The sequence below is a fragment of the Vineibacter terrae genome (assembly GCF_008039615.1).
In the GTDB taxonomy this organism is placed as follows: Bacteria; Pseudomonadota; Alphaproteobacteria; order Reyranellales; family Reyranellaceae; genus Vineibacter; species Vineibacter terrae.
In genome coordinates this window covers 42196-62888 of sequence record NZ_VDUZ01000042.1, presented here as the reverse complement: position 1 = coordinate 62888, position 20693 = coordinate 42196, and the positions used below count along the sequence as shown (strand labels likewise).

Below are 20693 nucleotides of genomic sequence, written 5' to 3'. Positions count from 1 at the left end.
AGGGGCGCGGTGCCGGGATGCCGGCGCCGCGCCCCTTGGGCGAGGAACGATGTCGCTCCCGGCCCTACGCCACGGCGCTCACCGGCGAGGCGATGCGGTTGGCGGCCGAGGTCACGGCCTTGAGCGAGGCGGCCACGATGTTGGAGTCCATGCCGACACCCCACAGCACCCGGCCGTCGACGGTCTCGGCCTCGATGAAGCTCACCGCCGTGGCGTCGGAGCCGGCGCCGGCGGCGTGCTGGTGGTAGTCGCGCACCTTCATCCGGATGCCGCAGCTCTTGCCGAGCGCGTCGACATAGGCGGCGATCGGTCCGTTGCCGGCGCCGGAGATGGTCTTGGCGAAGCCGTTGAACTTGATGCTGGCGTCGAGCAGGCGCTGGTCGTGGTGTCCCGGCGACGGCACGGTGGTGTGCTCGAAGAACTCCACCGGCGAGGTCCGCCGAAGATACTCCTTCTGGAACGTGTCCCAGATCAGGGCCGGGCTGATCTCCTTGCCGGTCTCGTCGGTGATGCGCTGGATGACCTTGCTGAACTCGACCTGCAGCAGCCGCGGCAGGTCGATGCCGTAGTCGTTCTTCAGGATGTAGGCGATGCCGCCTTTGCCCGACTGGCTGTTGATGCGGATGATGGCCTCGTAGCTGCGGCCCAGGTCCTTGGGATCGATCGGCAGGTAGGGCACGTCCCACACCTGGCTGTTGGACGTCTCCAGCGCCTTGAAGCCCTTGTTGATGGCGTCCTGGTGCGAGCCCGAGAAGGCCGTGAACACCAGATCGCCGCCATAGGGATGGCGCGGGTGCACCGGCAGCTGGTTGCAGTACTCGACCATCTGGCGCACCCCGTTGATGTCGCTGAAGTCGATCTCGGGGTCGATGCCCTGGGTGTACATGTTGAGCGCCAGGGTCACGATGTCGACGTTGCCGGTGCGCTCGCCGTTGCCGAACAGGCAGCCCTCGATGCGGTCGGCGCCGGCCATGTAGCCGAGCTCGGCCGCCGCCACGCCGGTGCCGCGGTCGTTGTGCGGGTGCAGGCTCAGGATGAAGCTGTCGCGGTACTTGAAGTTGCGATGGCACCACTCGATCTGGTCGGCGTAGATGTTGGCCGTGGCCATCTCCACCGTCGCCGGCAGGTTGATGATCATCTTCTTCTGCGGCGTCGGCTGGTAGATGTCGGCCACCGCGGCGCAGATGTCGCGCGCGAACTCGAGCTCGGTGCCGGTGAAGCTCTCGGGCGAGTACTCGTAAACGATCTCGGTGCCGGCCGCCTCGTACTCGTCGGCCAGCTTCTTCACCAGCTTCGCGCCGGAGACGGCGATGTCGATGATGCCCGGCATGTCGAGCCCGAACACGACGCGGCGCTGCGTGGTCGAGGTGCTGTTGTAGAGATGCACGATGGCGCGCTTGGCGCCCTTGAGCGACTCGAAGGTGCGCTCGATCAGCTCCGGCCGGCTCTGGGTCAGCACCTGAATGGTGACGTCACCGGGGATCATGCGCTCGTCGATCAGCTGGCGCACGAAGTCGAAGTCGGTCTGTGACGCGGCCGGGAAGCCGACCTCGATCTCCTTGAAGCCCATCTCGACCAGCATCTTGAACATGCGGGTCTTGCGGTCGGAGTCCATCGGCTCGATCAGCGCCTGGTTGCCGTCGCGCAGGTCGACCGAGCACCAGATCGGCGGCTTGGTGATCACCTTGCCGGGCCACTGCCGGTCGGTGAGGGGCACCTGGCGGAAGGGGACGTACTTGTCGCGCGCGCCGGGCATCATGGGTTTCTGGGACATGGGTCGGATCTCTCGAGAAAGGGAAGGGCCGGGGAGGGCGGACGCGCCCGGGCTCACGGACGAGCAGAAGCTCAGGCCCGCAAGCCGCCGCTAAGTCGCAGCCAATGGAAATGCGAATGAATGAACATGGCGGTGGTGCAAAGAGGGCGAAACGAACGCTTCGACAGGGGGCACGCACGGGCGCGCCGCCGACCTTAGAGGAGGTCGGCGCCGATAAGTCGAAGTAGCAGTCGCCACGTCATCGCTCACCCTTACGACAAGTCTTCCTCTCCCGCAAGCGGGAGAGGAAGGGGCCCATCGCGAAGCGATGGGAAGGTGAGGGCGTGCAGACGAGACGCCTTGTGCTTGGGATATGCGTGACAGCTGTTCCTGCCATGCGCGCTTCGCGTTATCCTCCATCGTGTCGTGCGGTCGCGAGAACCGCCTGTGCAAGTTGCGTCCACAGGGAGTCCGCCATGAAGACCATCCTCGTTCTGGCCTGGGATGCGGAGGACACATCGCCGTTCGACACGGCGGCGACGCTGGCGCACCGCTTCGGCGCCTACGTCGTCGGCCTCGGGCCGCCGTCCTATCGCGCCGTGAGCGTCGCCTGGACCGATGTCGGCATGGGGGCGCCGTTCGACACGCCGCTGGCCGACGACGAGGAGGAGCGCAAGCGCATGGCCGGCCTGCGCGCCGCCTTCCAGCGCAGCATGGCGGCGGCGGGCATCGCCGAGGGCCAGGGCGACGACACGAGCCCGTCGGCGACCTGGACCGAGCTGCAGAACGCGGTGCCGATGGCGATCGGCTCGATCGGCCGTGTCGCCGACCTGATGGTGGTGCCGCAGCCGGGGCCGCTGCCGCGCATGCCCGAGAGCCTGTTCGAGGGCGCGCTGTTCGATTCCGGCCGCCCGGTGCTGCTGGTGCCGGCCGGCCGCCATGCCGCGGTCGGCAAGAAGGTGGTGATCGCCTGGAACGGCTCGACCGAGACGGCGCGCGCGCTGTCGATGGCGATGCCGCTGATCAAGGCGGCCGAGGCGGTCGAGGTGATCAGCATCGAGGGCGCCATGGTGCAGGGCCCCAGCAGCGACGAGCTGGCCACGGCGCTGCGCCGCCACGGCCTGTCGGTGAGCGCGCGCCATTGCGGGGCCGGCGGCAAGTCGACCGGCCAGGCCATGGTCGACGAGGCCACGAAGTTCGGCGCCGACCTGATCATCAAGGGCGCCTACACCCAGAGCCGCCTGCGCCAGATGATCTTCGGCGGCCTCACCCGCCACCTGATCCTCTCCAGCCCCATCCCCGTGATGTTCGCACATTGATCAGTGATCCCTCTCCCGCTGCGCGGGAGAGGGAGGGGCCCATCGCGCCAAGCGCGATGGGAGGGTGAGGGCCCCAGGACCCGGCGCCGCGGCAACGCGCTCAGGCGCCGAGCAGCTGCCGGCAGAAGCCGACGAACTCGATGGCGTCGTCGCGGAGGCTCGCGGCGTCGTCGCTCGTTGTCTGCGGAAGGTCGCTGTAGTCGGCGATCAGTCGTCTGTCCTCGGCACGGTTGAAGTTATGCGCGAGACGTTCCGCATCAGAACCAACAGTGCGCGCCAACGCGCCGAACTGTGCGATGGTCGCACTGTGCGTCTTCGGCGCAGCGGCGTGGCGGTCGAGAAGCACGGCTGCGGCCGCATGAAACATCGCGTAGTAGCAAAGATGAACCAGACCCTCAGGTGCGATCGCTGCGTCGAGGGCGACGGCCTGCTGGAGGAAGCGCTCAGCCTTGGCGAATCGACGGGCAGCTTGCGGCGTCATGCGGCACGACCGTCACGCCGCACCGTCTCCATGAACCACGAGTCCTCCTCGGCTCGCGCCGTGTCGAGGGCGATGGGGTGGATGTGCTCGCCGACCTCCATCAGGAGGTCGAAGCCAATGTCGGACAGGGCGTCCTGCTCGTGCGCGGCGGGCTTGCCATGAACGAAAACGGCCACATCCCAGTCCGAGTCGGGCCGTGCGTCGTTGCGGGCGCGCGAGCCGTAGAGCACGACCTTGGCGATGCGGCCGGGCAGGGCTGCCTCGGCCCGCCGCTTGAACTCGCGCACCAGGCTCAGGTCAGGTTCGGGCATGGCGCCAGCCTACCATCCGGCCGGTCACCCGAACAGCGAGCGGTAGGCGAACAGCGCCGGGGCGCCGCCGGTGTGCCAGAAGACGACGTTGTCATCGGCACCGAACCGTCCCTGGCGCACCAGGTCGATGATTCCGGCGAAGCCCTTGCCGGAGTAGACCGGGTCCAGGACCAGCCCCTCCAGCCGCGCGCCCAGCCTCACCGCCTCGATCATGCCCGCGGTGGGCAGGCCGTAGCCGTCGCCGGCATAGCCGGGCACGACGGTGATCGGCCGGCCGCGCAGCGCGTCGGCGGCGCCCAGCAGCGCTGCGGTGTCGTGCGCCACGCGCTCGACGTCGCGCCGCACGCGCTCGGGCTCGGCGTCGATGTCGAGGCCGATCAGCTCGGTGTCGGGCGCCAGCGCCGCCAGGCCGACGGCGAGCCCGGCCTGGGTGCCGGCGCTGCCCGAGGCGTGCACGACATGGCTGAAGCGCACGCCCAGCGTCCGCGCCTGCGCCAGCAGCTCGACCACGGCCAGCACGAAGCCGGCGGCGCCCAGCGCGTTCGAGCCGCCATAGGGCACCATGTAGGGCGTGCGCCCGCGCGCCTTCAGCTCGTCGATCAGGCCGCCGATCACGGCGTTGCGGTCGGCGCGCCAGTCGAGCATCACGCAGCTTGCCCCGAACAGGCGGTCGAGCAGGATGTTGCCGGTCTCGTCGTAGTCGGGATCGACGTGCGGCACGCGGCCGGTCATCACCGCCAGGTGGCACTCCAGCCCCAGCTTCGCCGCCGCGGCCGCGGTCTGGCGGATGTGGTTGGACTGCACCACGCCGCCGGTGACGACGGCATCGGCGCCCTGCGCCAGCGCCTCGGCCAGCAGCAGCTCGAGCTTGCGCACCTTGTTGCCGCCGAAGCCCAGGCCGGTGCAGTCGTCGCGCTTGATCCACAGCCGCGGCGCCGCGCCGAGATGGGCCCGCAGCCGGTCGAGCGGCTCGACCGGCGTCGGCAGATGCGCCAGCCGCACCCGCGGGAGGGCAGAGAGCGTGTCGAGGAGGGCGGTCATGGCTCCAATCCACCTCCCCCAGCTAAGCTGGGGGAGGTGCCCGAAGGGCGGGGGGGGACCCAACGTGCTCTTGGTAACTGAGACCCCGTCGGCTCCCCCTCCGGCCTTCGGCCACCTCCCCCACCTGCGGTGGGGGAGGGAAGATTCGTCATCTCTTCCAGATCTTCTTCCCATCACCCGGCAACCCCAGCTCGGGCCACAGCGCGTCGATCTTCTTCACCACCGCGTCGTCCATCGCGATCTGGGTGCCCCATTCGCGGCTGGTCTCGCCCGGCCACTTGTTGGTCGCGTCGAGCCCGATCTTCGAGCCCAGCCCCGATACGGGGCTCGCGAAGTCGAGGTAGTCGATGGGCGTGCTCTCGACCAGGGTCACGTCGCGCGCCGGGTCCATGCGGGTGGAGAGCGCCCACATCACGTCCTTCCAGTCGCGCGCGTCGATGTCGTCGTCCACCACGATCACCCACTTGGTGTACATGAACTGCCGCAGGTACGACCACACGCCCATCATCACGCGCTTGGCGTGGCCGGGGTAGGCCTTCCTCATCGACACCACGGCGATGCGGTACGAGCAGCCCTCGGGCGGCAGCCAGAAGTCGACGATCTCGGGGAACTGCTGCTGCAGCAGCGGGATGAAGACCTCGTTCAGCGCCTCGCCCAGCACCGAGGGCTCGTCGGGCGGCCGGCCGGTGAAGGTCGAGAGGTAGATCGGCTGGCGCCGCATGGTGATGGCGCTGAGCGTGAACACCGGGAACTTCTCGACGCTGTTGTAGTAGCCGGTGTGGTCGCCGTAGGGGCCCTCATCGCCGTAGTCGTCGAGCGAGACATGGCCCTCGAGCACGATCTCGGCCTCGGCCGGCACCTTCAGCGGGATGGTCTTGCAGTCGACCAGGTCGACCTTGCGGCCGCGCAGGAGGCCGGCGAACTGGTACTCCGAGAGCGTGTCGGGCACCGGCGTCACCGCCGCCAGGATGGTGCCGGGATCGGCGCCGATCACGGCCGCCGCCGGCAGCGGCTCGCGCTTGCCCGCGGCCTGCCAGCGCCGGTGGTGCTGGGCGCCGCCACGGTGCTTCAGCCAGCGCATCAGGGTGGTGTTCCGCCCCGTCACCTGCATGCGGTAGATGCCGAGGTTGTAGCTGTCCTGGCGGTCGCCCTTGGGATCGGGACCACGCGTCACGATCAGCGGCCAGGTGATCAGCGGCGCCGGCTCGCCCGGCCAGCAGGTCTGGATCGGCAGGCGGCCAAGATCGATGTCGGCGCCGGTCAGCACCACCTCCTGGCACGGCGCGCTGCCGCCCAGCAGGCCGCCCACGGTGCGCGGCTTCATCGCCATCACCGTGCGCAGCAGCGGCAGCATGTCGAGCGCCTCGCGCCAGCCGCCCGGCGGCTCGGGCTGGCGCAGGAAGGCCAGGGTCTCGCCGACCTGGCGCAGCTCGGCCGGCGTGCGGTCCATGCCCCAGGCCACGCGCTCGACGGTGCCGAACAGGTTCACCAGCACCGGCATGTCGTAGCGGCCGCCACCCTCGCGCACGACGTGCTCGAACAGCACCGCCGGCCCTTGCGTTGCCAGCAGCCGGGTCTGGATCTCGGTCATTTCCAGGACCGGCGAGACCGGCGCCTTGACCCGGACCAGCCGGCCCTCGCGCTCCAGCCGGTCCATGAAGTCGCGCAGCGACGCGTAGGGCATGCGATGATGCTTTCAGAACCTCCGCTAGCCGCGGAAATTGATGTGCTTCTTGAAATCGGCCAGCGAGCGCTGCCACCAGTTGAACCAGTTCTTGAAGTTCTGCTCGAGGTCGGTGCCGCGCGGATTGACGCTCATCTTCACCCGCACGCGGCCCTGGCCGTCGGTCGAGCACATGGTCCAGCGCTGCTTCTCGTTCCAGTCGTTGAGCTTCTCCAGCGTCACCGGCGGGTTGAGGTCGCGGAACCCGGCCCAGAACTGGTAGCTCAGGCACTTGCCCTTCGCGCTCTTGTTGCAGTCGTAGAAGAAGATCACGAAGGTGAGGCCCTCGACGGCGCTCACGATCTCGGGCTCGCCCTGCTGGTCGGTCTTGACCTCGGCGCGGTAGCCCCATTGCTGCAGCAGGCGGGCGAGGTCCTGGGGGTTGACTCCGGTATCGTCGACCAGGCCCAGGATCTGGGCGGACGCAGGCGCGGCGGCCAGCATCGGGGCCGCGACGGCGGCGGCCATGGCGATCACGAAGGCGCGCAGCTGGCGTCGCGCGCGGGTGAAGCGGGGCATGCGGGTCTCCTCTGGCATGATGCGCTGTGTGCCCTAATTCTCGCAGCGGCGTCGAGTCCTGTCCACATCACGCCGCGTCGCGCACATCGGTTGACGTGGCCGGCGGGCGCATTATGGTCCGGAAAATCCTGGCGGAGCGGCGATGAAGCGCTTTTGGGTGGTCGGCGGCGAATACAACGACACGAGCTTCACCAGCTTCGCGCCCGGCAAGGCGGAAATGCGGCTCGGCCCCTTCGGCACCTACGACGAGGCGCTGAAGGCATGGTCGGGACGCGCCTGGGCCACGGTCGACGACGCGCACAGCCGCTATTCGATCGTGACCGAGGAGTCCGATACCGGCGCAGCGCCCGCGACGCGCTACTGGGTGGTGGGCGGCGAATACGCCGACGCCACCTTCACCGTGCCGGCGCCGGGCAAGACCCTGGAGCGCCTCGGGCCCTTCGCGACCCAGGAGCAGGCGCAGAAGGCCTGGGCCGGCCGCGCCTGGGCCACGGTCGACGACGCCATGTGCCGCTACCGCATCGAGATCGAGCAGACCACCGGCGCGTGAGGCCCCCGTCCATGCCGGCTGATCGCTTCCCGGCCGAGTTCGAGGACATCCTCTCGCGCCAGGGCCGCCGCGTGCTGGCCGGCACGCATCCGCTGTGCGGGGCGCTGGCCGATCCGCGCCGGCGCTTCGAATCGGCCGCGGACCTGATCGATGCACGCCAGGCGCGGCGCCTGCGGGCGCTGCTGGACCGCCACCTGCTGGCGGCGCTGGAGCGCATCGACCGGCCGATCCCGCCCGAGACGATCTGGGAGATGACGGACGACTATGCCGAGATGCTGCCCAAGGCGGCGCGGGCATCGACGGTGTACTTCGACTCGCCGCAGGAGCCGGGCGTGCGCATCGCCAGGCGGATCGGGCTGGCGGCGATGCTGCGGTCGGAGAGCTTCCGGGCCTTCGCCGCGGCGCTGGCCGGCCGCAAGCTGGCCGAGGGCTGGGGCCGGCAGGTGCTGTGCTACGGCCCCGGCGACTATGCCGGCCCGCACAACGACCACCACCCGCGCAACCGGCGCGCCCGCGCCGGCTATGTCGACGTCCACGTCTCGCTGGCGGCGCCGTCGGTCGCCCATCAATGGCTGGTCTATGCCCGCGCCGGGCATTTCACCGAGATGGTTTCGGTGGCGGCGCCGGCCACGGTCAGCGCCTACCGCCTGCCGTTCTGGCACTACGTGACGCCGCTGGCGGCCAGGCCGGGCCGCGCCGGCGCCGCCCGGCGCTGGGTGCTGCTGGGGACGTTCCTCTATGCCGCGCCGCGTGCGCCCTGATCAGGCCTCGCCGATCATCTCGTCCAGCGCGGCGCGGTCGAAGCTGCGGCGGAAATGGAACGGCGGCTTGCCCTGCCTGACCAGCCCGGGCAGGTCGACGCTGGCGCTGCCCGAGCGGGCGATCTCGGCCATCGCCTGCTCGGCCGCGTCGGCCATGCGCTGGGTGGAAAGGGCGTCGAGCGAGCCGTCGCCGTCGCCTTCCTCCTCGGCCTCGGTTTCCAGCCAGGCGCCCAGCGCGGCGGTGCGGCTGTCGCGCCCGCGCCAGGCCAGCAGCTCGTCGACCAGGAGCAGCTCGTGGTCGATCATGCCGATCTCGGCCTCCGCGCGCGTCACCTCGCGCTGGAAGTGCTTGGGGCCGCTGGCGTCGGCGGCGATGTAGGGCAGGTCGATGCGGGCCCGGCCGCTCGCCTTGAGGTCGGCGGACGCCGCCACGGCCGCGTCGGCCAGGCGGGTGATCGCCGTGCGGTCGCCGGAGACGTCGATCCCCAGGCTCTGGTTGGCCTGCTGCAAAAGCCAGTCGGCGAGGCCGCACTCGGCGTCGTCGAGTCCCCTGAGCTCGAGGATCTCGCCCGGCGACTCCGCCTTGCTGGTGTCGGGGGCGGCCTCATTGCGCCCGATCCGCGCCGGCTCCGCGCCGGTCGTGTCCGACGGCCCGGAGAGGTCGATGACGCGTTCGTTGCGCCGGCTGCGCAGCACCAGGAGCACGACCAGCAGCAGCACGGCGCCGGCCGCGACGGCGATCCAGACCAGTCCCATCGAATGTCACCCCTTGCGCCTGTTCATTGGTTCGTCCGGTTCACTGCGGCCGGCCCAGCGGCACGACGCTGATCGAGTTGCGCGGGCTGCCCTCGATCACCCGGTCGGTGTAGGTGAGGTAGACCAGCACGTTGCGCTTGGCATCATAGAAGCGCACCACCTGGGTCTTCTTCCACACCAAAGAGGCGCCGCGCTCGAAGACCTCCTGGCCGCTCCTCAGCTTCTTCACCTTCTCCAGGTCGATCGGCCCGACCTGCCGGCAGGCGATCGACGCCTCGCCCGGGTCCTCGGCGAGGCCCAGGGCGCCCTTCACGCCGCCGGTCTCGGCCCGCGACAGGTAGCAGGCGACGCCGGGCACGGCCGGGTCGTCGAACACCTCGACCTTGATGCGGTCGTTGGGCCCCAGCCATTTGAAGCGGTAGCTGGCGCTGCCGATATCCTCGGCGCGCGCGGCGCCGGCGAGCGTGGTCAGGGCGAGGGCGGCGGCGAGGACACAGCGCATGGCGGGAGCCTCCGGGGTCGGGGCGATAGAGGTGGACACCGTTTGTGGCCGGCGCGCGGCAGTACGGCATCAGCGGCCCGGCGGCAAGCGGGTGGCGAGGAAGATGCCGGGCAGCACCAGCAGGGCGCCGGCGATGTGGTAGGAGGCGGGCGTCTCGCCCAGCAGCGGCCAGGCCATCAGCCCGGTGTAGATCGGGCCGAGATACATGCCGATCGCCGTGCGCGCCGCGCCCAGCACGGCGAGCGCGTAGGAATAGGCGCCGTAGGCCCCGACGCCGGGCACCACGGCCAGCACCAGGACCGTGGCCAGCGAGCGGGCATCGAGCGGCGGCGCGCCGACGAAGGCGGCCTCGATCGCGGCGGTGGGCAGCAGCACCGCGACGCCGCCGGCCATGATGGCGGCCAGCCGGGTCGTGGGATCGAGCCCGCTGGGCCGGTGCCTGAGCAGGACGGAGTAGAGGCCCCAGCTGGCCGAGGCGACGGCGATCCACAGGTCGCCGGCGGTGAAGCTGACCGTGAGCAGGCGCGTCGGGTCGCCCTTGATGATCACCCACAGCACGCCCAGCAGGCAGAGCGCGATGCCGGCCAGCTGCCGCGGCCACAGGCGCTCGCCATAGGCCAGCGCCGCCACGCCGACCACGACCACCGGCGAGGCGGCGTAGATCAGGCCGATATTGGTCGCCGTCGTGGTGCGCCCGCCGATATAGACGAAGGCGCCGCAGACCCACATGCCCAGCGCCCCCAGCACCAGCAGGTCGCGCCACTCGCGGCGGACCGCCGCCCGCTGGCGCCACAGGCGGCCGCCGACGAACAGCAGCAGCAGGACCAGGGCGCACAGCCAGCGGCCCAGCGCCAGGGCGTAGGGCGGCACGTAGTCGACGTAGCGGGCGCCGAGCTGGTTGACGGCGAACAGCGCCGGGCAGAGCAGCATCGCGGCCCAGGCCAGCGGCAGGCGCAGGGAGGCCGTCACCCTCGATCACCGCTCATGGCCGCCGGTCCAGGCGCGCCGGCGCTCCGCACCCGGCGGCTAGACCGGCGCCAGGCCTTCCGCCGGCACGGTGCCGCCGGCTTCCTTGATCGCCTTGCGGTAGGCGGCCTCGCTCTTGAAGGGGCCGTATTTCGGGTACGCGTTGTCGCGGCCGGGGCGTGCCGCGCCGGTCGACGGATCGACCATGAGCAGGCGGGCGTCGCGGTCCAGGACCGGGATCTTGCGGCCGAAGCGGCTGAAGACGCGGCGCATGGTGGCGGAGTAGTCGACATAGGTCTCCCACTCCTCCCGGTCCTTGGCGAAGATCCCGTCCCAGGTGTCGAGGCATTCATTGATGAAGGCCCGCTCCACCAGGCGCATGTTGGACATCATCCAGCAGCGGTCCTCGAAGATCCAGTAGACGCTCAGTCCGATGATCTCGCGCTGGCGGGTGACGTAGGGGAAGAAGGGGAAGGCGCGGCAGGCGATGGTGCGGTTGTGGCGCTCGCAGAAGGCCGCGCCCTTGCACTCGATGGCGCAGGACGAGGTGGTGAGCTCGTCGACGATCTTGCGGGTGGCGGCATCGTAGGGCTTGAAGCGCCGCCACAGGTCGGTGCGGCCGCGCAGCAGCTTGAACTCGGCCTTGTGCACCACCGGCACCGCGTCCTGGGTCGAGCAGCACACCGGCGAGCCGTTGTTGAGCGGCGCGCACTTCTTGCCGCAGTCGTATTGGCATACCGACGCGTTGAAGCGCGCGTAGAGACGATCGAAGTCGTCGGGGGTCAGTCTCGACACCGGATTTGTCATGCGCGCGGACTGTAGAGATGTCGATTGTTAAAGACCAGTCACGGATTTGTTGCAGTGCGCCTACGGCAGCACCCGCCACACCGTCGTCTCGCGCAGGCCGCGGTTCTCCAGCTGCAGCGATGTCGGGATCTGGTAGCGCGCCAGCTCCTGCAGGCGGTCGGCCTGGAAGTAGTTGCGCCCGGGATCCCCCAGCAGCACCAGCCGGCCGGCGGCGGCGTGGCCGCGCAGCCAGGCCATGGTGCGCGCCGTCATCTCGCGCTCGTAGCAGACGTCGCCGGCGATCACGACCCCGGCCTCGGGCGACGCCGCCGGGCCTGCCAGCCAGTCGCTGGCGTCGGTATGGACGTCGACGCCGTTGGCCAGGGCATTGAGGCCGATCGCGGCCACCGCCATCGGGTCGATGTCGTTGCCGATGCCGCGGGCGGCGCCGGCCTTCATGGCGGCGATGGTCGCGACCCCGCCGCCGGCCGCGAAGTCGATGACCGTGCGGCCGGCCACCATGGCCGGGTTGTCCAGCAGGTAGCGCGCCACGGCCTGGCCGCCGGGCCAGCAGAAGGCCCAGTAGGGCGGGTCGACGTTGTTCTTTTCCAGCCAATCCTCGGTCGCCTGCCAGATCGGCAGGTATTCGGCGGCCAGCCACAGCGCCAGCTCGGGCACCAGGGCCGGCCGTTCCAATGCCGTGTAGGCGCGGATGAAGGCCTCGGGATCGGGATGGCGGCTGACCATGGCGCAGCGTCAGATCAGCCGGCCGGCCAGGATGCCGGCCAGCAGCAGCCAGCCGATGCCGCGATTGGCGCGGAACTTGTGAAGGCAGTCGGCCGGGGCGTGCGGCTTCACCGTCGCCACCTGCCATGTCAGGTGCGCCGCCACCAGCGCCAGCCCGACATAGTAGAGCGGGCCGATGGACGTGAACCAGCCGGCCAGGCCGAAGCCGACCACGGTCAGCACGGCAAAGATGGTGAGCCAGGTCCGGGGGTGGGCCTGGAAGCGCCGCGCCGTGGAGCGCACCCCCACGATCGCATCGTCGCGCTGGTCCTGCATGGCATAGATCGTGTCGTAGACCAGCGTCCAGGCGATGCCGCCGAGATAGAGCGCCACGGCGCCCCAGCCGATCGCGTCCTGCGCCACGGCCCAGCCCAGCAGGGCGCCCCAGTTGAAGGCGAAGCCCAGCACGACCTGCGGCCAGGACGTGATGCGCTTCATCAGGGGATAGATCGCCACGATCGCCAGCGATGCCAGGCCGACGGCGATCGCGAACCAGCTGAAGCTCAGCAGGATGACGGCGCCCACCGCCGCCTGCAGCGCCGCCCAGACCAGCGCCTGCCGCACCGTGGCCTCGCCCGCCGGCAGCGGCCGGCTGCGCGTGCGCTCGACGCGGGCATCGAAATCGCGGTCGAGGATGTCATTCCATGTGCAGCCGGCGCCGCGCATCGCCACCGTGCCGATCGCGAACAGCACCATCAGCCAGGCCAGGGTGCCGAGCGCCGGCAGGTGCCGGGCCGTCAGGCCGACCCCATCCTGCGGCGCCGGGATGGGAACGCTGAGCGCCAGCGCCCACCAGCAGGGAAACAGCAGCAGCCAGATGCCGATCGGCCGGTCCCAGCGCGCCAGGCGGCCGTAGGGCCGCAGCGACGCCGGCAGCAGCCGCAGCGTCCAGTGCGCGCGGTCGATGTCGGTGTGGGTGGCGGCGGGAATGGCCTTGGTCATGGCGCCATCATGGGCATCCGGCAGGGCCGGCTCAATGGTACGTATGACGCAGCCGCCGTCCGGGGCCGATCCGTGCTAAAGGGCGCCCATGACGCCACGGCTGTACATTGATGCTGTGCTCGACGCCGGCTCGGCCATCGCGCTCGGCCCCGAGCACACGCACTACCTGCGCGACGTGCTGCGCCTGGGCGTCGGCGCGCCCGTCCATCTGTTCAACGGCCGCGACGGCGAATGGCGGGCCACGATCACGGCGGCGTCCAAGCGGTCGCTCGCGCTGCAGGTCGAGGACCGCACGCGGGCGCCGGCCGACGAGCCGGATCTCTGGCTGTGCTTCGCGCCGGTCAAGAAGGCGCGGCTGGATTTCATCGCCGAGAAGGCGACCGAGCTGGGCGTCGGCCGGCTGCAGCCCGTGATCACGCAGCGCACCATCGTCGAGCGGGTCAACCTTGATCGCCTGCGGGCCAATGCCGTCGAGGCGGCCGAGCAGACGGAACGCCTGACGGTGCCCGATGTGGCGCCGCCGCTCGCGCTGGCCCAGCTGCTTGCCACCTGGCCGCACGAGCGCCATCTGCTGGTGGCGGACGAGACCGGTGGTGGCCGCCCCGTGGCCGCGATGCTGGCGGCGCTGGACGCGCCGGCGCGGGCGGCGCCGTGGGCGGTGCTGACCGGCCCGGAAGGCGGCTTCGCGCCGGCCGAGCTCGACATGATCGGCCGCCTGCCCATGGCCCACGCCGTGGGCCTGGGGCCGCGCATTCTGCGTGCCGACACGGCCGCCCTGGCGGCGCTGGCGGTGTGGCAGGCCATCGTCGGCGACTGGCAGGCGGTGCCGCGAGGCCGGCGATCGCATGAAACTGCTTGCATGGATACGTAAGGAAACCTCATTCGAAACGGTGCGGGCCGGTTGAGTCCGGCGCGGCGGCTTGCTAGCAACGACGCGACCAGGGAGCGGCGGTGCCGCTCACCAACTTTTGCGACCGCGTGGCGCCTCTGGGCTGCGAAACGCGGCGGGGGGAATTCGCTGATGTCCGCGCCGCCCAGCGGAGCCGGCACGCCGATCACCAATCGGCGGCAGCTCATCGAATACATGGAAGCCGGCGGCAAGCCGCGCGCGCAGTGGCGTGCCGGTACCGAGCACGAGAAGTTCGGCTTCCTGCATGCCTCGCTCCGGCCGATCCCTTATGGAGGGGCGGCCGGCGTGCGCCATCTGCTCGAGGGTCTGGCCGCCCGCTTCGGCTGGCAGCCGGTGCTGGAGAACGGCAAGCCGATCGCGCTGGCGCGCGACAACGCCAGCATCACCCTGGAGCCGGGCGGGCAGTTCGAGCTCAGCGGTGCGCCGCTGGCCACCGTGCACGAGGCGGCGGCCGAGACCGACCAGCACCTCGCGGAGGTGAAAGCGGTGGCCGGGCCGATGGGCATCGGCTTCCTGGGCATGGGCCACACCCCGACCTGGCGGCGCGAGGACTTCGACTGGATGCCCAAGGGCCGCTACGCGATCATGCGCAGCTACATGCCCAAGAAGGGCTCGCTCGGCCTCGACATGATGCTGCGCACCTGCACGGTGCAGACCAATGTCGACTTCGCCGATGAAGCCGACATGGTGAAGAAGTTCCGCGTGTCGCTGGCCTTGCAGCCGGTGGCGACGGCGCTCTACGCCAACTCGCCCTTCGTCGAGGGTGTCGACACCGGCTTTGTCAGCCGGCGCAGCCATGTCTGGACCGACACCGACCCGGACCGCTGCGGCATGCTGCCGTTCGTGTTCGAGCCCGGCTTCGGCTTCGAGCGCTACGTCGACTGGCTGCTCGACGTGCCGATGTATTTCGCCTACCGCAACGGCAGGTACATCGACCTCAGCGGCAAGTCGTTCCGCGATTTCATGGCCGGCCGGCTGCACAACGACGTCGGCGACATCGCACGGCTGACGGACTGGTCGGACCATATCACCACCGCCTTCCCCGAGGTGCGGCTGAAGCGGTTCCTCGAGATGCGGGGGTCCGACTGTGGGCCACGCGACCTGCTGGTCGCCCTGCCGGCGCTGTGGATGGGCGTGCTCTACGACCAGAGCGCGCTCGATGCCGCCTGGGACATGGTCAAGGACTGGACGATCGCCGAGCACGACGCGTTGCGCGCCGAGGTGCCCAGGCGGGGGCTGAAGACGGCGTTCCGCGACACCACGGTGCAGGCGCTGGCGCAGCACATGGTGGCGATCGCCGAGGCTGGGCTGCGTGCCCGCCGCCAGCTCGATACCCAGGGCCGCGACGAGACGATGTATCTCGACCCGTTGCGCCGCATCGCCGACTCGGGCGTGACCCTGGCGGAGGAGAAGGCCGCGCGCGTCGCGCGGGAGTTCAACGGCAAGGCCGAAGCGCTCTACGAGGCCTACGCCTACTAGCGTATTGCCTAGCGGTTGGAGGCGACCGTCAGCACCAGGGCCGCGAGGGCGCCGATCAGCCCGAGCACGCAGGAAGCGGCCTGCAGGGCCAGGTGCTCCAGCCAGTAGGAGGCGGTGAGGCCGGCGGCTGCGGTCAGCCAGCAGAACGCCAGCAGCAGCGTATCCTGCTGGGCTCGGCGTGCGAGCCGGCGGCGCGCCATCGCCTGAGCAGATGTCACGGCAGGGAAATGAGCGGTCATGTTGCCGACTCCCTCCGTTCCGAGATGGCTACGCAACGCGGCAGACCGATTGAACGTTCCGTGCATCCCGTCAGCCATCATCATATGGCTGTTGTTTTGAAGTCCTGTGACAAGCGTGCGGCGGGTAGCGGCACGGCAAAGTTTTTTAAATTGTCTGCATAAGAACAATAGGGTTTTCTTCTGCTTCGGCTCGCCACAAGGTTGCCGGCATCGGAGGCGTGCGGTCGCTGACCGCGTTTCGGGCCGACCGGTGTCGAGGAGCAGCATGGCGGCATGGATCGTCGAGGCATGGCGCTACGTCGCCCTCTCCCCGCGATCGCAATGGCGCCAGCTGCAGGCGCTTCGCGCACTGGATGCGCGCCTGCTGCGTGACGTCGGCATCAGCCGGATCGAGGCGGTGGTCGGCCGGCCGCTCGACATGTTGGACAGGCCAGACGGGACGGGATCGGGAAACATGGACAACATCCGCGCTGCAGCCGCCGACGTGCGCGTGCGCGACTCGATGGACGCCGACGTGTCGGCCATCCAGCGCATCTACGGCCACCATGTGCTGCACGGCGCCGCCTCGTTCGAGGAGGAGCCGCCATCCATCGAGGAGATGGCGCGGCGCCGGCACGACGTGCTGCAGAGGGGGCTGCCGTATCTCGTGGCCGAACGCGAGGGCAAGGTCGTGGGCTACTGCTACGCCGGCCTCTACCGCACACGTGCCGCCTATCGCCACACGGTCGAGAACTCGGTCTACATCGACAAGGAGTGGCACGGCCATGGGATCGGCCGCGCCCTGCTGGCCGAGCTGCTGGCGCGCTGCGCCGCCGGTGGCTGCCGGCGCGTGGTCGCGATCATCGGCGACAACAGCGCCGCGTCCGTGGCGCTGCATCGCAGCCAGGGATTCCGGATGGTGGGCGTGCTCGAGCGAGTCGGCTTCAAGTTCGGGCGCTGGATTGATACGACTCTGATGCAGCGCGATCTTGACGAGGGGGCCGTGATGGACGGCGCCGAGCCGGGACGGTGAGCACCAGCGACGCGGCGCCGACATCGCCGGCGCGATTGACTGCGCTGCGGGCGCGATCGGCGGCGCTGGTGCCGGCGGCCGGCACACGTCGCGCGGTCAGCGCGCTGGGTGTCACCCAGATCGTGAGCTGGGGCACGACCTTCTATGCCCCGACGGTGCTGTCCACCCCGATCACGGCCGATACCGGCTGGTCCAGGACGGCGGTGTTCGGCGCGTTCTCCGCCGCGCTCATCCTCGGCGCGCTGCTGGCGCAGCCGGTGGGACGGCTGATCGATCGCTTCGGTGGCCGCTGGATGATGGCGACCGGCTCGCTCATCGCGGCGTCGGGTCTGATGGTGGCGGCCCTGGCGACTTCGGTCGTCGCCTATTGGGTCGCATGGGCGATCCTGGGCGTCGCGATGCGCCTGGTGCTCTATGAGGCGGCGTTCGCGACCCTGGCGCTGGCGGCGGGCCGGGGGGCGCGCCGCGCCATCTCAATCCTGACGCTTTTCGGAGGCTTCGCGTCGACGGTCTTCTGGCCGGTCGGCTGGACCTTGGTCGACGCCTGTGGGTGGCGGGCGACCTTGGGCATCTTTGCCGCGCTGAACCTCCTCGTCTGCCTGCCCCTGCATGCGCTGCTGCTGCCGGCCGGCCGACCGGACCCGATGGTGCTGCCTGCCGACGCGGCCACGGCGACGCATGACGAGGGCACGGTGGACCCGGCGCGGCGACGGTCGATGCTGATCCTCCTCACGCTCTGCTTCGCGCTCTTCATGTATTCGAACTCGGCGCTGTCGGCACATCTCGTCGACACGCTGATGGTGTTCGGGCTGACCGCGACGGCGGCGGTTTCGGTCGCGGCGCTGCGCGGCGTCGGGCAGGTGGTGGCGCGGCTCTGGGAGATCCTGTTCGCCGCGCGGCTGCATCCGCTGACGCTGTGCCTGATCGCGATCGGCCTGACGCCGGTGGCGCTGCTGGCGCTGGTCGGCGCGCCGTGGCTGATCCGCGCCGCCGCGTTCGCGTTCCTGCAGGGCGCCTCCAACGGGCTGGTCACGATCGCGCGCGGCGTGGTGCCGCTGCTGCTGTTCGGCGCCCGCGGCTACGGCGCGCTGATCGGCGCCATGACGGCGCCGGCATTGCTGAGCACGGCGCTGGCGCCGGGTATCCACGCCGCGCTGGTCGAGCACGGCGGTCATGGGCTTGCCCTGTCCTTGGCGCTAGCCTGCGCCATGCTGGCCCTGGCGCTGGCCATCCTGCTGGCATGGCGGCTGCGCCGCGCAGCAGCCTGACCAATAATTGGGCATGGACCGAGCGCCCCTGCGCAACGGGCGCGCAACTGCGCGACAGATGGATGCGGTCGCGCCCTGAGCACCCCCGGATCCTTCGCTGCGTTCCGAATACGGATGGGCATCGCACAACGGCCTTCCTGACAATGGCACAGGCTTTGCCTCATGCCCGATGGCGGTGGGCACCGGGGGAGGCCGGCACGCGCCGGACCGTGCACACCATGGCGTGGGGGATCGCATGCTCAGGAACGGATCGATCGGCCGTCGTCGGCTTCTGCAGGGCACAGGCGCGGCGCTGGCTGCCGGCGCATTGCCGCTGCACGGGGTGCGGGCGCAGAAGCCGCTGGTGATCGGCTTCATCTATGTCGGGCCGCGCGACGACTATGGCTATAACCAGGCGCATGCCGAGGCCGCGGCCGTGATCAAGAAGATGGCCGGTGTGAAGGTGGTCGAGGAAGAGAAGGTGCCGGAGACGGTCGCCGTCGAGAAATCGATGGAGAGCATGATCAACCTGGACGGTGCCACGCTGCTGTTCCCGACATCGTTCGGCTACTTCGATCCGCACATGCTGCGCATGGCGCAGAAATACCCCAAGCTGCAGTTTCGCCATTGCGGCGGCCTGTGGACCAGGGACAAGCACCCGGCCAACACCGGCAGCTATTTCGGCTATATCGACGAGTGCCAGTACCTCAACGGCGTGGTCGCCGGCCATGTCAGCAAGACCGGCAAGCTCGGCTTCATCGCCGCCAAGCCGATCCCCCAGGTGCTGCGCAACATCAATGCCTTCACCCTCGGCGCCCGGTCGGCGAATCCCAAGATCACGACCCAGGTGATCTTCACCGGCGACTGGGCGCTGCCGGTCAAGGAGGCCGAAGCCACCAACAGCATGGTGGCGCAGGGCGTGGACGTCGTGACCTGCCACGTCGATAGCCCCAAGGTGGTGGTCGAGACCGCCGAGCGCGCCGGCATCTACGCCTGCGGCTACCATGCCAACCAGGCGAAGCTGGCGCCCAAGGGCTATCTCACCGGCGCCGAATGGAACTGGGAGAAGGTCTACACCGACTTCGTCGCAGCCATGAAGGCCGGCAGCGTGCCGGGCAACTTCGTGCGCGGCGGCTTGAAGGAAGGCTTCGTGAAGACGTCGGCCTTCGGTCCGGCGGTGACGGAGAAGGCGCGGGCGCAGCACGAGGCGGTCAAGACGCAGATGCTGGGCGGCAACTACGTGATCTTCAAGGGCCCGCTGAAGGACAACAAGGGCAACACCGTGATCACCGCCGGCACCGAGTACATCCAGACCGAGCCGACACTTGAAGCGATGAGCTACCTGATCGACGGCGTGCTGGGCGCTACGTCCTGACGTGATCTCGCGAGGCTCGTCGCGGACGCAACCGGTGGAGGCCCAGGTGATTGCGCGTGACGTCGCCATGGCCGAGCCGGAGCATTCGCCTGCCCACGCCGAGCCAGCGGCGGCAGCGGTCAGCATCGCCGGGCCGGAGATCGTCACCGGCGCCGCTGCCGGTCCGTCGATACGCATGGCGATCGACGACAGGTGGCGGCAGGCCGCCGAGCGCGTCGCGGTGCCGCTGATCGCGCTCGCGGCGTCCTCGGTCGTGTTCGGGGTCTTCCTGGCGCTGGTAGCGCAGGTCGATCCGCTCGAGGTCTACGGCCTGATGTACCAGGGTGCGTTCGGGAGCTGGTTCTCGCTGCAGAACACGCTGGTGCGGGCCGCGCCGCTCATCCTCACGGCGCTCTGCACGGCGCTGCCGGCACGGCTGGGCCTGGTGGTGATCGGCAACGAAGGCGCGCTCGTCGCCGGCGGCGTGGCGGCGGCTTCCGCCGGCCTGCTGATGCACGGCGCCGCCCCGATCGCGGTGCAACTCGTCATGGCCGTGGCCGGCATGGCCGTGGGCGGCCTGTGGATCCTCGCCGCCGGCTGGCTGCGCCACAGCCGCGGCGTCAACGAGACCATCGCCAGCCTGCTGCTGACCTATATCGCGATCGCGCTGATGAACCATCTCGTGGAAGGTCCGCTGCGCGATCCGCAGAGCCTGAACAAGCCGTCGACGGCGCCCATCGGCGAGGCGAACATGATCGGCAACCTGCCGGGCACCGACGTGCACTGGGGCCTGGCGCTGGGCGTGATCTTCTGCATCGGCACCTATGTGCTGATGCGCCACACCACGTTCGGCTTCGCCGCCGACATGGCCGGCGGCAATGTGCGGGCGGCCCGCGGCATGGGCTTGAATGTCGGCCGGCTGGTGGCGGTGACCTGCCTGCTGGGCGGCGCCGCGGCCGGGCTGGCCGGCATGATCGAGGTGGCCGCGGTGCATGGCCGCGCCAATGCCTCGCTGGTCGCGGGCTACGGCTATGCCGGCATCCTGGTGGCGTTCCTGGCGCGGCACCATCCGCTGGCCATCGTGCCGGTAGCCGTCTTGATGGGCGGGATCAGCGCCAGCAACGGCCTGCTGCAACGGCGGCTCGACCTGCCGGATGCCACCGTGCTGGTGCTGCAGGGCGTGATCTTCGTGATGATCCTGGCCGGCGAGTCGCTGTACGGGCGCATCCGCCTGTTCCAGCCGCGGGGCGCCTGAG

The 20693-nt window shown here is 70.0% G+C and carries 22 protein-coding genes; 9 read left to right on the top strand and 13 right to left on the bottom strand.

The features are described 5' to 3' along the window. Positions 1–64: 64 nt before the first annotated feature. Positions 65–1774, bottom strand: coding sequence for a 2-isopropylmalate synthase (gene leuA / locus FHP25_RS29785; RefSeq protein ID WP_147850626.1), 1710 nt, complete (start codon positions 1772–1774; stop codon positions 65–67). Between the two features lie 455 nt (positions 1775–2229). On the opposite strand from leuA, the gene FHP25_RS29780 reads away from it, so the two are divergent. Then, entirely contained in the window at positions 2230–3072 is an 843-nt protein-coding gene (locus FHP25_RS29780; protein ID WP_178133884.1) for a universal stress protein, read from the top strand. Between the two features lie 100 nt (positions 3073–3172). Here FHP25_RS29780 and FHP25_RS29775 read toward each other — a convergent pair whose 3' ends face one another. The 5 genes from FHP25_RS29775 to FHP25_RS29755 all read right to left on the bottom strand — a co-directional run bounded on the left by FHP25_RS29775 (position 3173) and on the right by FHP25_RS29755 (position 7147). Continuing rightward, the gene (locus FHP25_RS29775) at positions 3173–3553 is read right to left on the bottom strand and encodes a HEPN domain-containing protein (protein ID WP_147850624.1); all 381 of its coding nucleotides are present in this window, start codon (positions 3551–3553) and stop codon (positions 3173–3175) included. Beyond that, positions 3550–3864, bottom strand: a complete 315-nt coding sequence (locus FHP25_RS29770) for a nucleotidyltransferase domain-containing protein (protein ID WP_147850623.1) — start codon at positions 3862–3864, stop codon at positions 3550–3552. The genes FHP25_RS29775 and FHP25_RS29770 overlap by 4 nt, the downstream gene beginning before the upstream one ends. 24 nt (positions 3865–3888) lie before the next feature. Further along, positions 3889–4905 (bottom strand): D-cysteine desulfhydrase family protein, encoded by a 1017-nt coding sequence (locus tag FHP25_RS29765; RefSeq protein ID WP_147850622.1) that lies wholly within the window; start codon positions 4903–4905, stop codon positions 3889–3891. A 148-nt stretch (positions 4906–5053) separates the two neighbouring features. Beyond that, positions 5054–6589 carry a UbiD family decarboxylase gene (locus tag FHP25_RS29760; protein WP_147850621.1) on the bottom strand — a complete coding sequence of 512 codons (1536 nt, stop codon included), beginning with the start codon at positions 6587–6589 and terminating at the stop codon, positions 5054–5056. Positions 6590–6613: 24 nt separating this feature from the next. Next, positions 6614–7147, bottom strand: coding sequence for a YbjN domain-containing protein (locus FHP25_RS29755; protein ID WP_178133883.1), 534 nt, complete (start codon positions 7145–7147; stop codon positions 6614–6616). 142 nt (positions 7148–7289) lie between these two features. Here FHP25_RS29755 and FHP25_RS29750 point away from each other — a divergent pair, with 142 nt between their 5' ends. After that, a complete protein-coding gene (locus FHP25_RS29750) occupies positions 7290–7697 on the top strand; it encodes a DUF4170 domain-containing protein (RefSeq protein WP_147850619.1) in 408 nt (135 codons plus the stop codon). Positions 7698–7708: 11 nt separating this feature from the next. Next, entirely contained in the window at positions 7709–8458 is a 750-nt protein-coding gene (locus tag FHP25_RS29745; RefSeq protein ID WP_147850618.1) for a M20 family metallopeptidase, read from the top strand. Here FHP25_RS29745 and FHP25_RS29740 read toward each other — a convergent pair whose 3' ends face one another. The 6 genes from FHP25_RS29740 to ubiA all read right to left on the bottom strand — a co-directional run bounded on the left by FHP25_RS29740 (position 8459) and on the right by ubiA (position 13196). Then, positions 8459–9214: an Hsp70 family protein gene (locus tag FHP25_RS29740; RefSeq protein ID WP_147850617.1), complete on the bottom strand. Its 756-nt coding sequence runs from the start codon at positions 9212–9214 to the stop codon at positions 8459–8461. A gap of 40 nt (positions 9215–9254) precedes the next feature. Continuing rightward, on the bottom strand, positions 9255–9716 hold the full coding sequence (locus FHP25_RS29735; protein WP_147850616.1) for a CreA family protein: 462 nt from the start codon (positions 9714–9716) through the stop codon (positions 9255–9257). Positions 9717–9785: 69 nt separating this feature from the next. After that, positions 9786–10685, bottom strand: a complete 900-nt coding sequence (locus FHP25_RS29730) for a DMT family transporter (protein WP_231712528.1) — start codon at positions 10683–10685, stop codon at positions 9786–9788. A gap of 57 nt (positions 10686–10742) precedes the next feature. Continuing rightward, positions 10743–11477, bottom strand: coding sequence for a hypothetical protein (locus tag FHP25_RS29725; RefSeq protein WP_147850615.1), 735 nt, complete (start codon positions 11475–11477; stop codon positions 10743–10745). A 72-nt stretch (positions 11478–11549) separates the two neighbouring features. Beyond that, positions 11550–12215, bottom strand: coding sequence for a class I SAM-dependent methyltransferase (locus tag FHP25_RS29720; RefSeq protein WP_147850614.1), 666 nt, complete (start codon positions 12213–12215; stop codon positions 11550–11552). Between the two features lie 9 nt (positions 12216–12224). Beyond that, positions 12225–13196, bottom strand: a complete 972-nt coding sequence (ubiA, locus tag FHP25_RS29715; protein WP_147850613.1) for a 4-hydroxybenzoate octaprenyltransferase — start codon at positions 13194–13196, stop codon at positions 12225–12227. An 88-nt stretch (positions 13197–13284) separates the two neighbouring features. On the opposite strand from ubiA, the gene FHP25_RS29710 reads away from it, so the two are divergent. Together FHP25_RS29710 and FHP25_RS29705 are read left to right on the top strand one after the other, a co-directional pair. Continuing rightward, a complete protein-coding gene (locus FHP25_RS29710) occupies positions 13285–14067 on the top strand; it encodes a 16S rRNA (uracil(1498)-N(3))-methyltransferase (RefSeq protein WP_147850612.1) in 783 nt (260 codons plus the stop codon). A gap of 150 nt (positions 14068–14217) precedes the next feature. Next, positions 14218–15585, top strand: coding sequence for a glutamate--cysteine ligase (locus FHP25_RS29705; protein ID WP_147850611.1), 1368 nt, complete (start codon positions 14218–14220; stop codon positions 15583–15585). Positions 15586–15593: 8 nt separating this feature from the next. On the opposite strand, the gene FHP25_RS29700 is transcribed toward FHP25_RS29705, so the two are convergent. Further along, positions 15594–15824 (bottom strand): hypothetical protein, encoded by a 231-nt coding sequence (locus FHP25_RS29700; RefSeq protein ID WP_147850610.1) that lies wholly within the window; start codon positions 15822–15824, stop codon positions 15594–15596. A 265-nt stretch (positions 15825–16089) separates the two neighbouring features. Here FHP25_RS29700 and FHP25_RS29695 point away from each other — a divergent pair, with 265 nt between their 5' ends. From FHP25_RS29695 to FHP25_RS29680, 4 genes are all read left to right on the top strand, one after another. Further along, positions 16090–16836 (top strand): GNAT family N-acetyltransferase, encoded by a 747-nt coding sequence (locus FHP25_RS29695; protein ID WP_147850609.1) that lies wholly within the window; start codon positions 16090–16092, stop codon positions 16834–16836. Next, the gene (locus FHP25_RS29690; protein WP_147850608.1) at positions 16833–18104 is read left to right on the top strand and encodes an MFS transporter; all 1272 of its coding nucleotides are present in this window, start codon (positions 16833–16835) and stop codon (positions 18102–18104) included. The genes FHP25_RS29695 and FHP25_RS29690 overlap by 4 nt, the downstream gene beginning before the upstream one ends. Before the next feature lie 235 nt (positions 18105–18339). After that, positions 18340–19458 (top strand): BMP family ABC transporter substrate-binding protein, encoded by a 1119-nt coding sequence (locus FHP25_RS29685; protein ID WP_147850607.1) that lies wholly within the window; start codon positions 18340–18342, stop codon positions 19456–19458. A 175-nt stretch (positions 19459–19633) separates the two neighbouring features. Then, a complete protein-coding gene (locus tag FHP25_RS29680; protein WP_147850646.1) occupies positions 19634–20692 on the top strand; it encodes an ABC transporter permease in 1059 nt (352 codons plus the stop codon). Position 20693 lies beyond the last annotated feature (1 nt).

Coding starts and splice junctions, on each gene's coding strand:
- FHP25_RS29740 (WP_147850617.1), bottom strand. CDS start 9,214: ATGGGACTGGTCTGGATCGCCGTCGCGGCCGGCGCCGTGCTGCTGCTG.
- FHP25_RS29720 (WP_147850614.1), bottom strand. CDS start 12,215: ATGGTCAGCCGCCATCCCGATCCCGAGGCCTTCATCCGCGCCTACACG.
- FHP25_RS29775 (WP_147850624.1), bottom strand. CDS start 3,553: ATGACGCCGCAAGCTGCCCGTCGATTCGCCAAGGCTGAGCGCTTCCTC.
- FHP25_RS29735 (WP_147850616.1), bottom strand. CDS start 9,716: ATGCGCTGTGTCCTCGCCGCCGCCCTCGCCCTGACCACGCTCGCCGGC.
- leuA (WP_147850626.1), bottom strand. CDS start 1,774: ATGTCCCAGAAACCCATGATGCCCGGCGCGCGCGACAAGTACGTCCCC.
- ubiA (WP_147850613.1), bottom strand. CDS start 13,196: ATGACCAAGGCCATTCCCGCCGCCACCCACACCGACATCGACCGCGCG.
- FHP25_RS29745 (WP_147850618.1), top strand. CDS start 7,709: ATGCCGGCTGATCGCTTCCCGGCCGAGTTCGAGGACATCCTCTCGCGC.
- FHP25_RS29760 (WP_147850621.1), bottom strand. CDS start 6,589: ATGCCCTACGCGTCGCTGCGCGACTTCATGGACCGGCTGGAGCGCGAG.
- FHP25_RS29700 (WP_147850610.1), bottom strand. CDS start 15,824: ATGACCGCTCATTTCCCTGCCGTGACATCTGCTCAGGCGATGGCGCGC.
- FHP25_RS29750 (WP_147850619.1), top strand. CDS start 7,290: ATGAAGCGCTTTTGGGTGGTCGGCGGCGAATACAACGACACGAGCTTC.
- FHP25_RS29685 (WP_147850607.1), top strand. CDS start 18,340: ATGCTCAGGAACGGATCGATCGGCCGTCGTCGGCTTCTGCAGGGCACA.
- FHP25_RS29705 (WP_147850611.1), top strand. CDS start 14,218: ATGTCCGCGCCGCCCAGCGGAGCCGGCACGCCGATCACCAATCGGCGG.
- FHP25_RS29710 (WP_147850612.1), top strand. CDS start 13,285: ATGACGCCACGGCTGTACATTGATGCTGTGCTCGACGCCGGCTCGGCC.
- FHP25_RS29695 (WP_147850609.1), top strand. CDS start 16,090: ATGGCGGCATGGATCGTCGAGGCATGGCGCTACGTCGCCCTCTCCCCG.
- FHP25_RS29765 (WP_147850622.1), bottom strand. CDS start 4,905: ATGACCGCCCTCCTCGACACGCTCTCTGCCCTCCCGCGGGTGCGGCTG.
- FHP25_RS29770 (WP_147850623.1), bottom strand. CDS start 3,864: ATGCCCGAACCTGACCTGAGCCTGGTGCGCGAGTTCAAGCGGCGGGCC.
- FHP25_RS29780 (WP_178133884.1), top strand. CDS start 2,230: ATGAAGACCATCCTCGTTCTGGCCTGGGATGCGGAGGACACATCGCCG.
- FHP25_RS29755 (WP_178133883.1), bottom strand. CDS start 7,147: ATGCCCCGCTTCACCCGCGCGCGACGCCAGCTGCGCGCCTTCGTGATC.
- FHP25_RS29680 (WP_147850646.1), top strand. CDS start 19,634: ATGGCGATCGACGACAGGTGGCGGCAGGCCGCCGAGCGCGTCGCGGTG.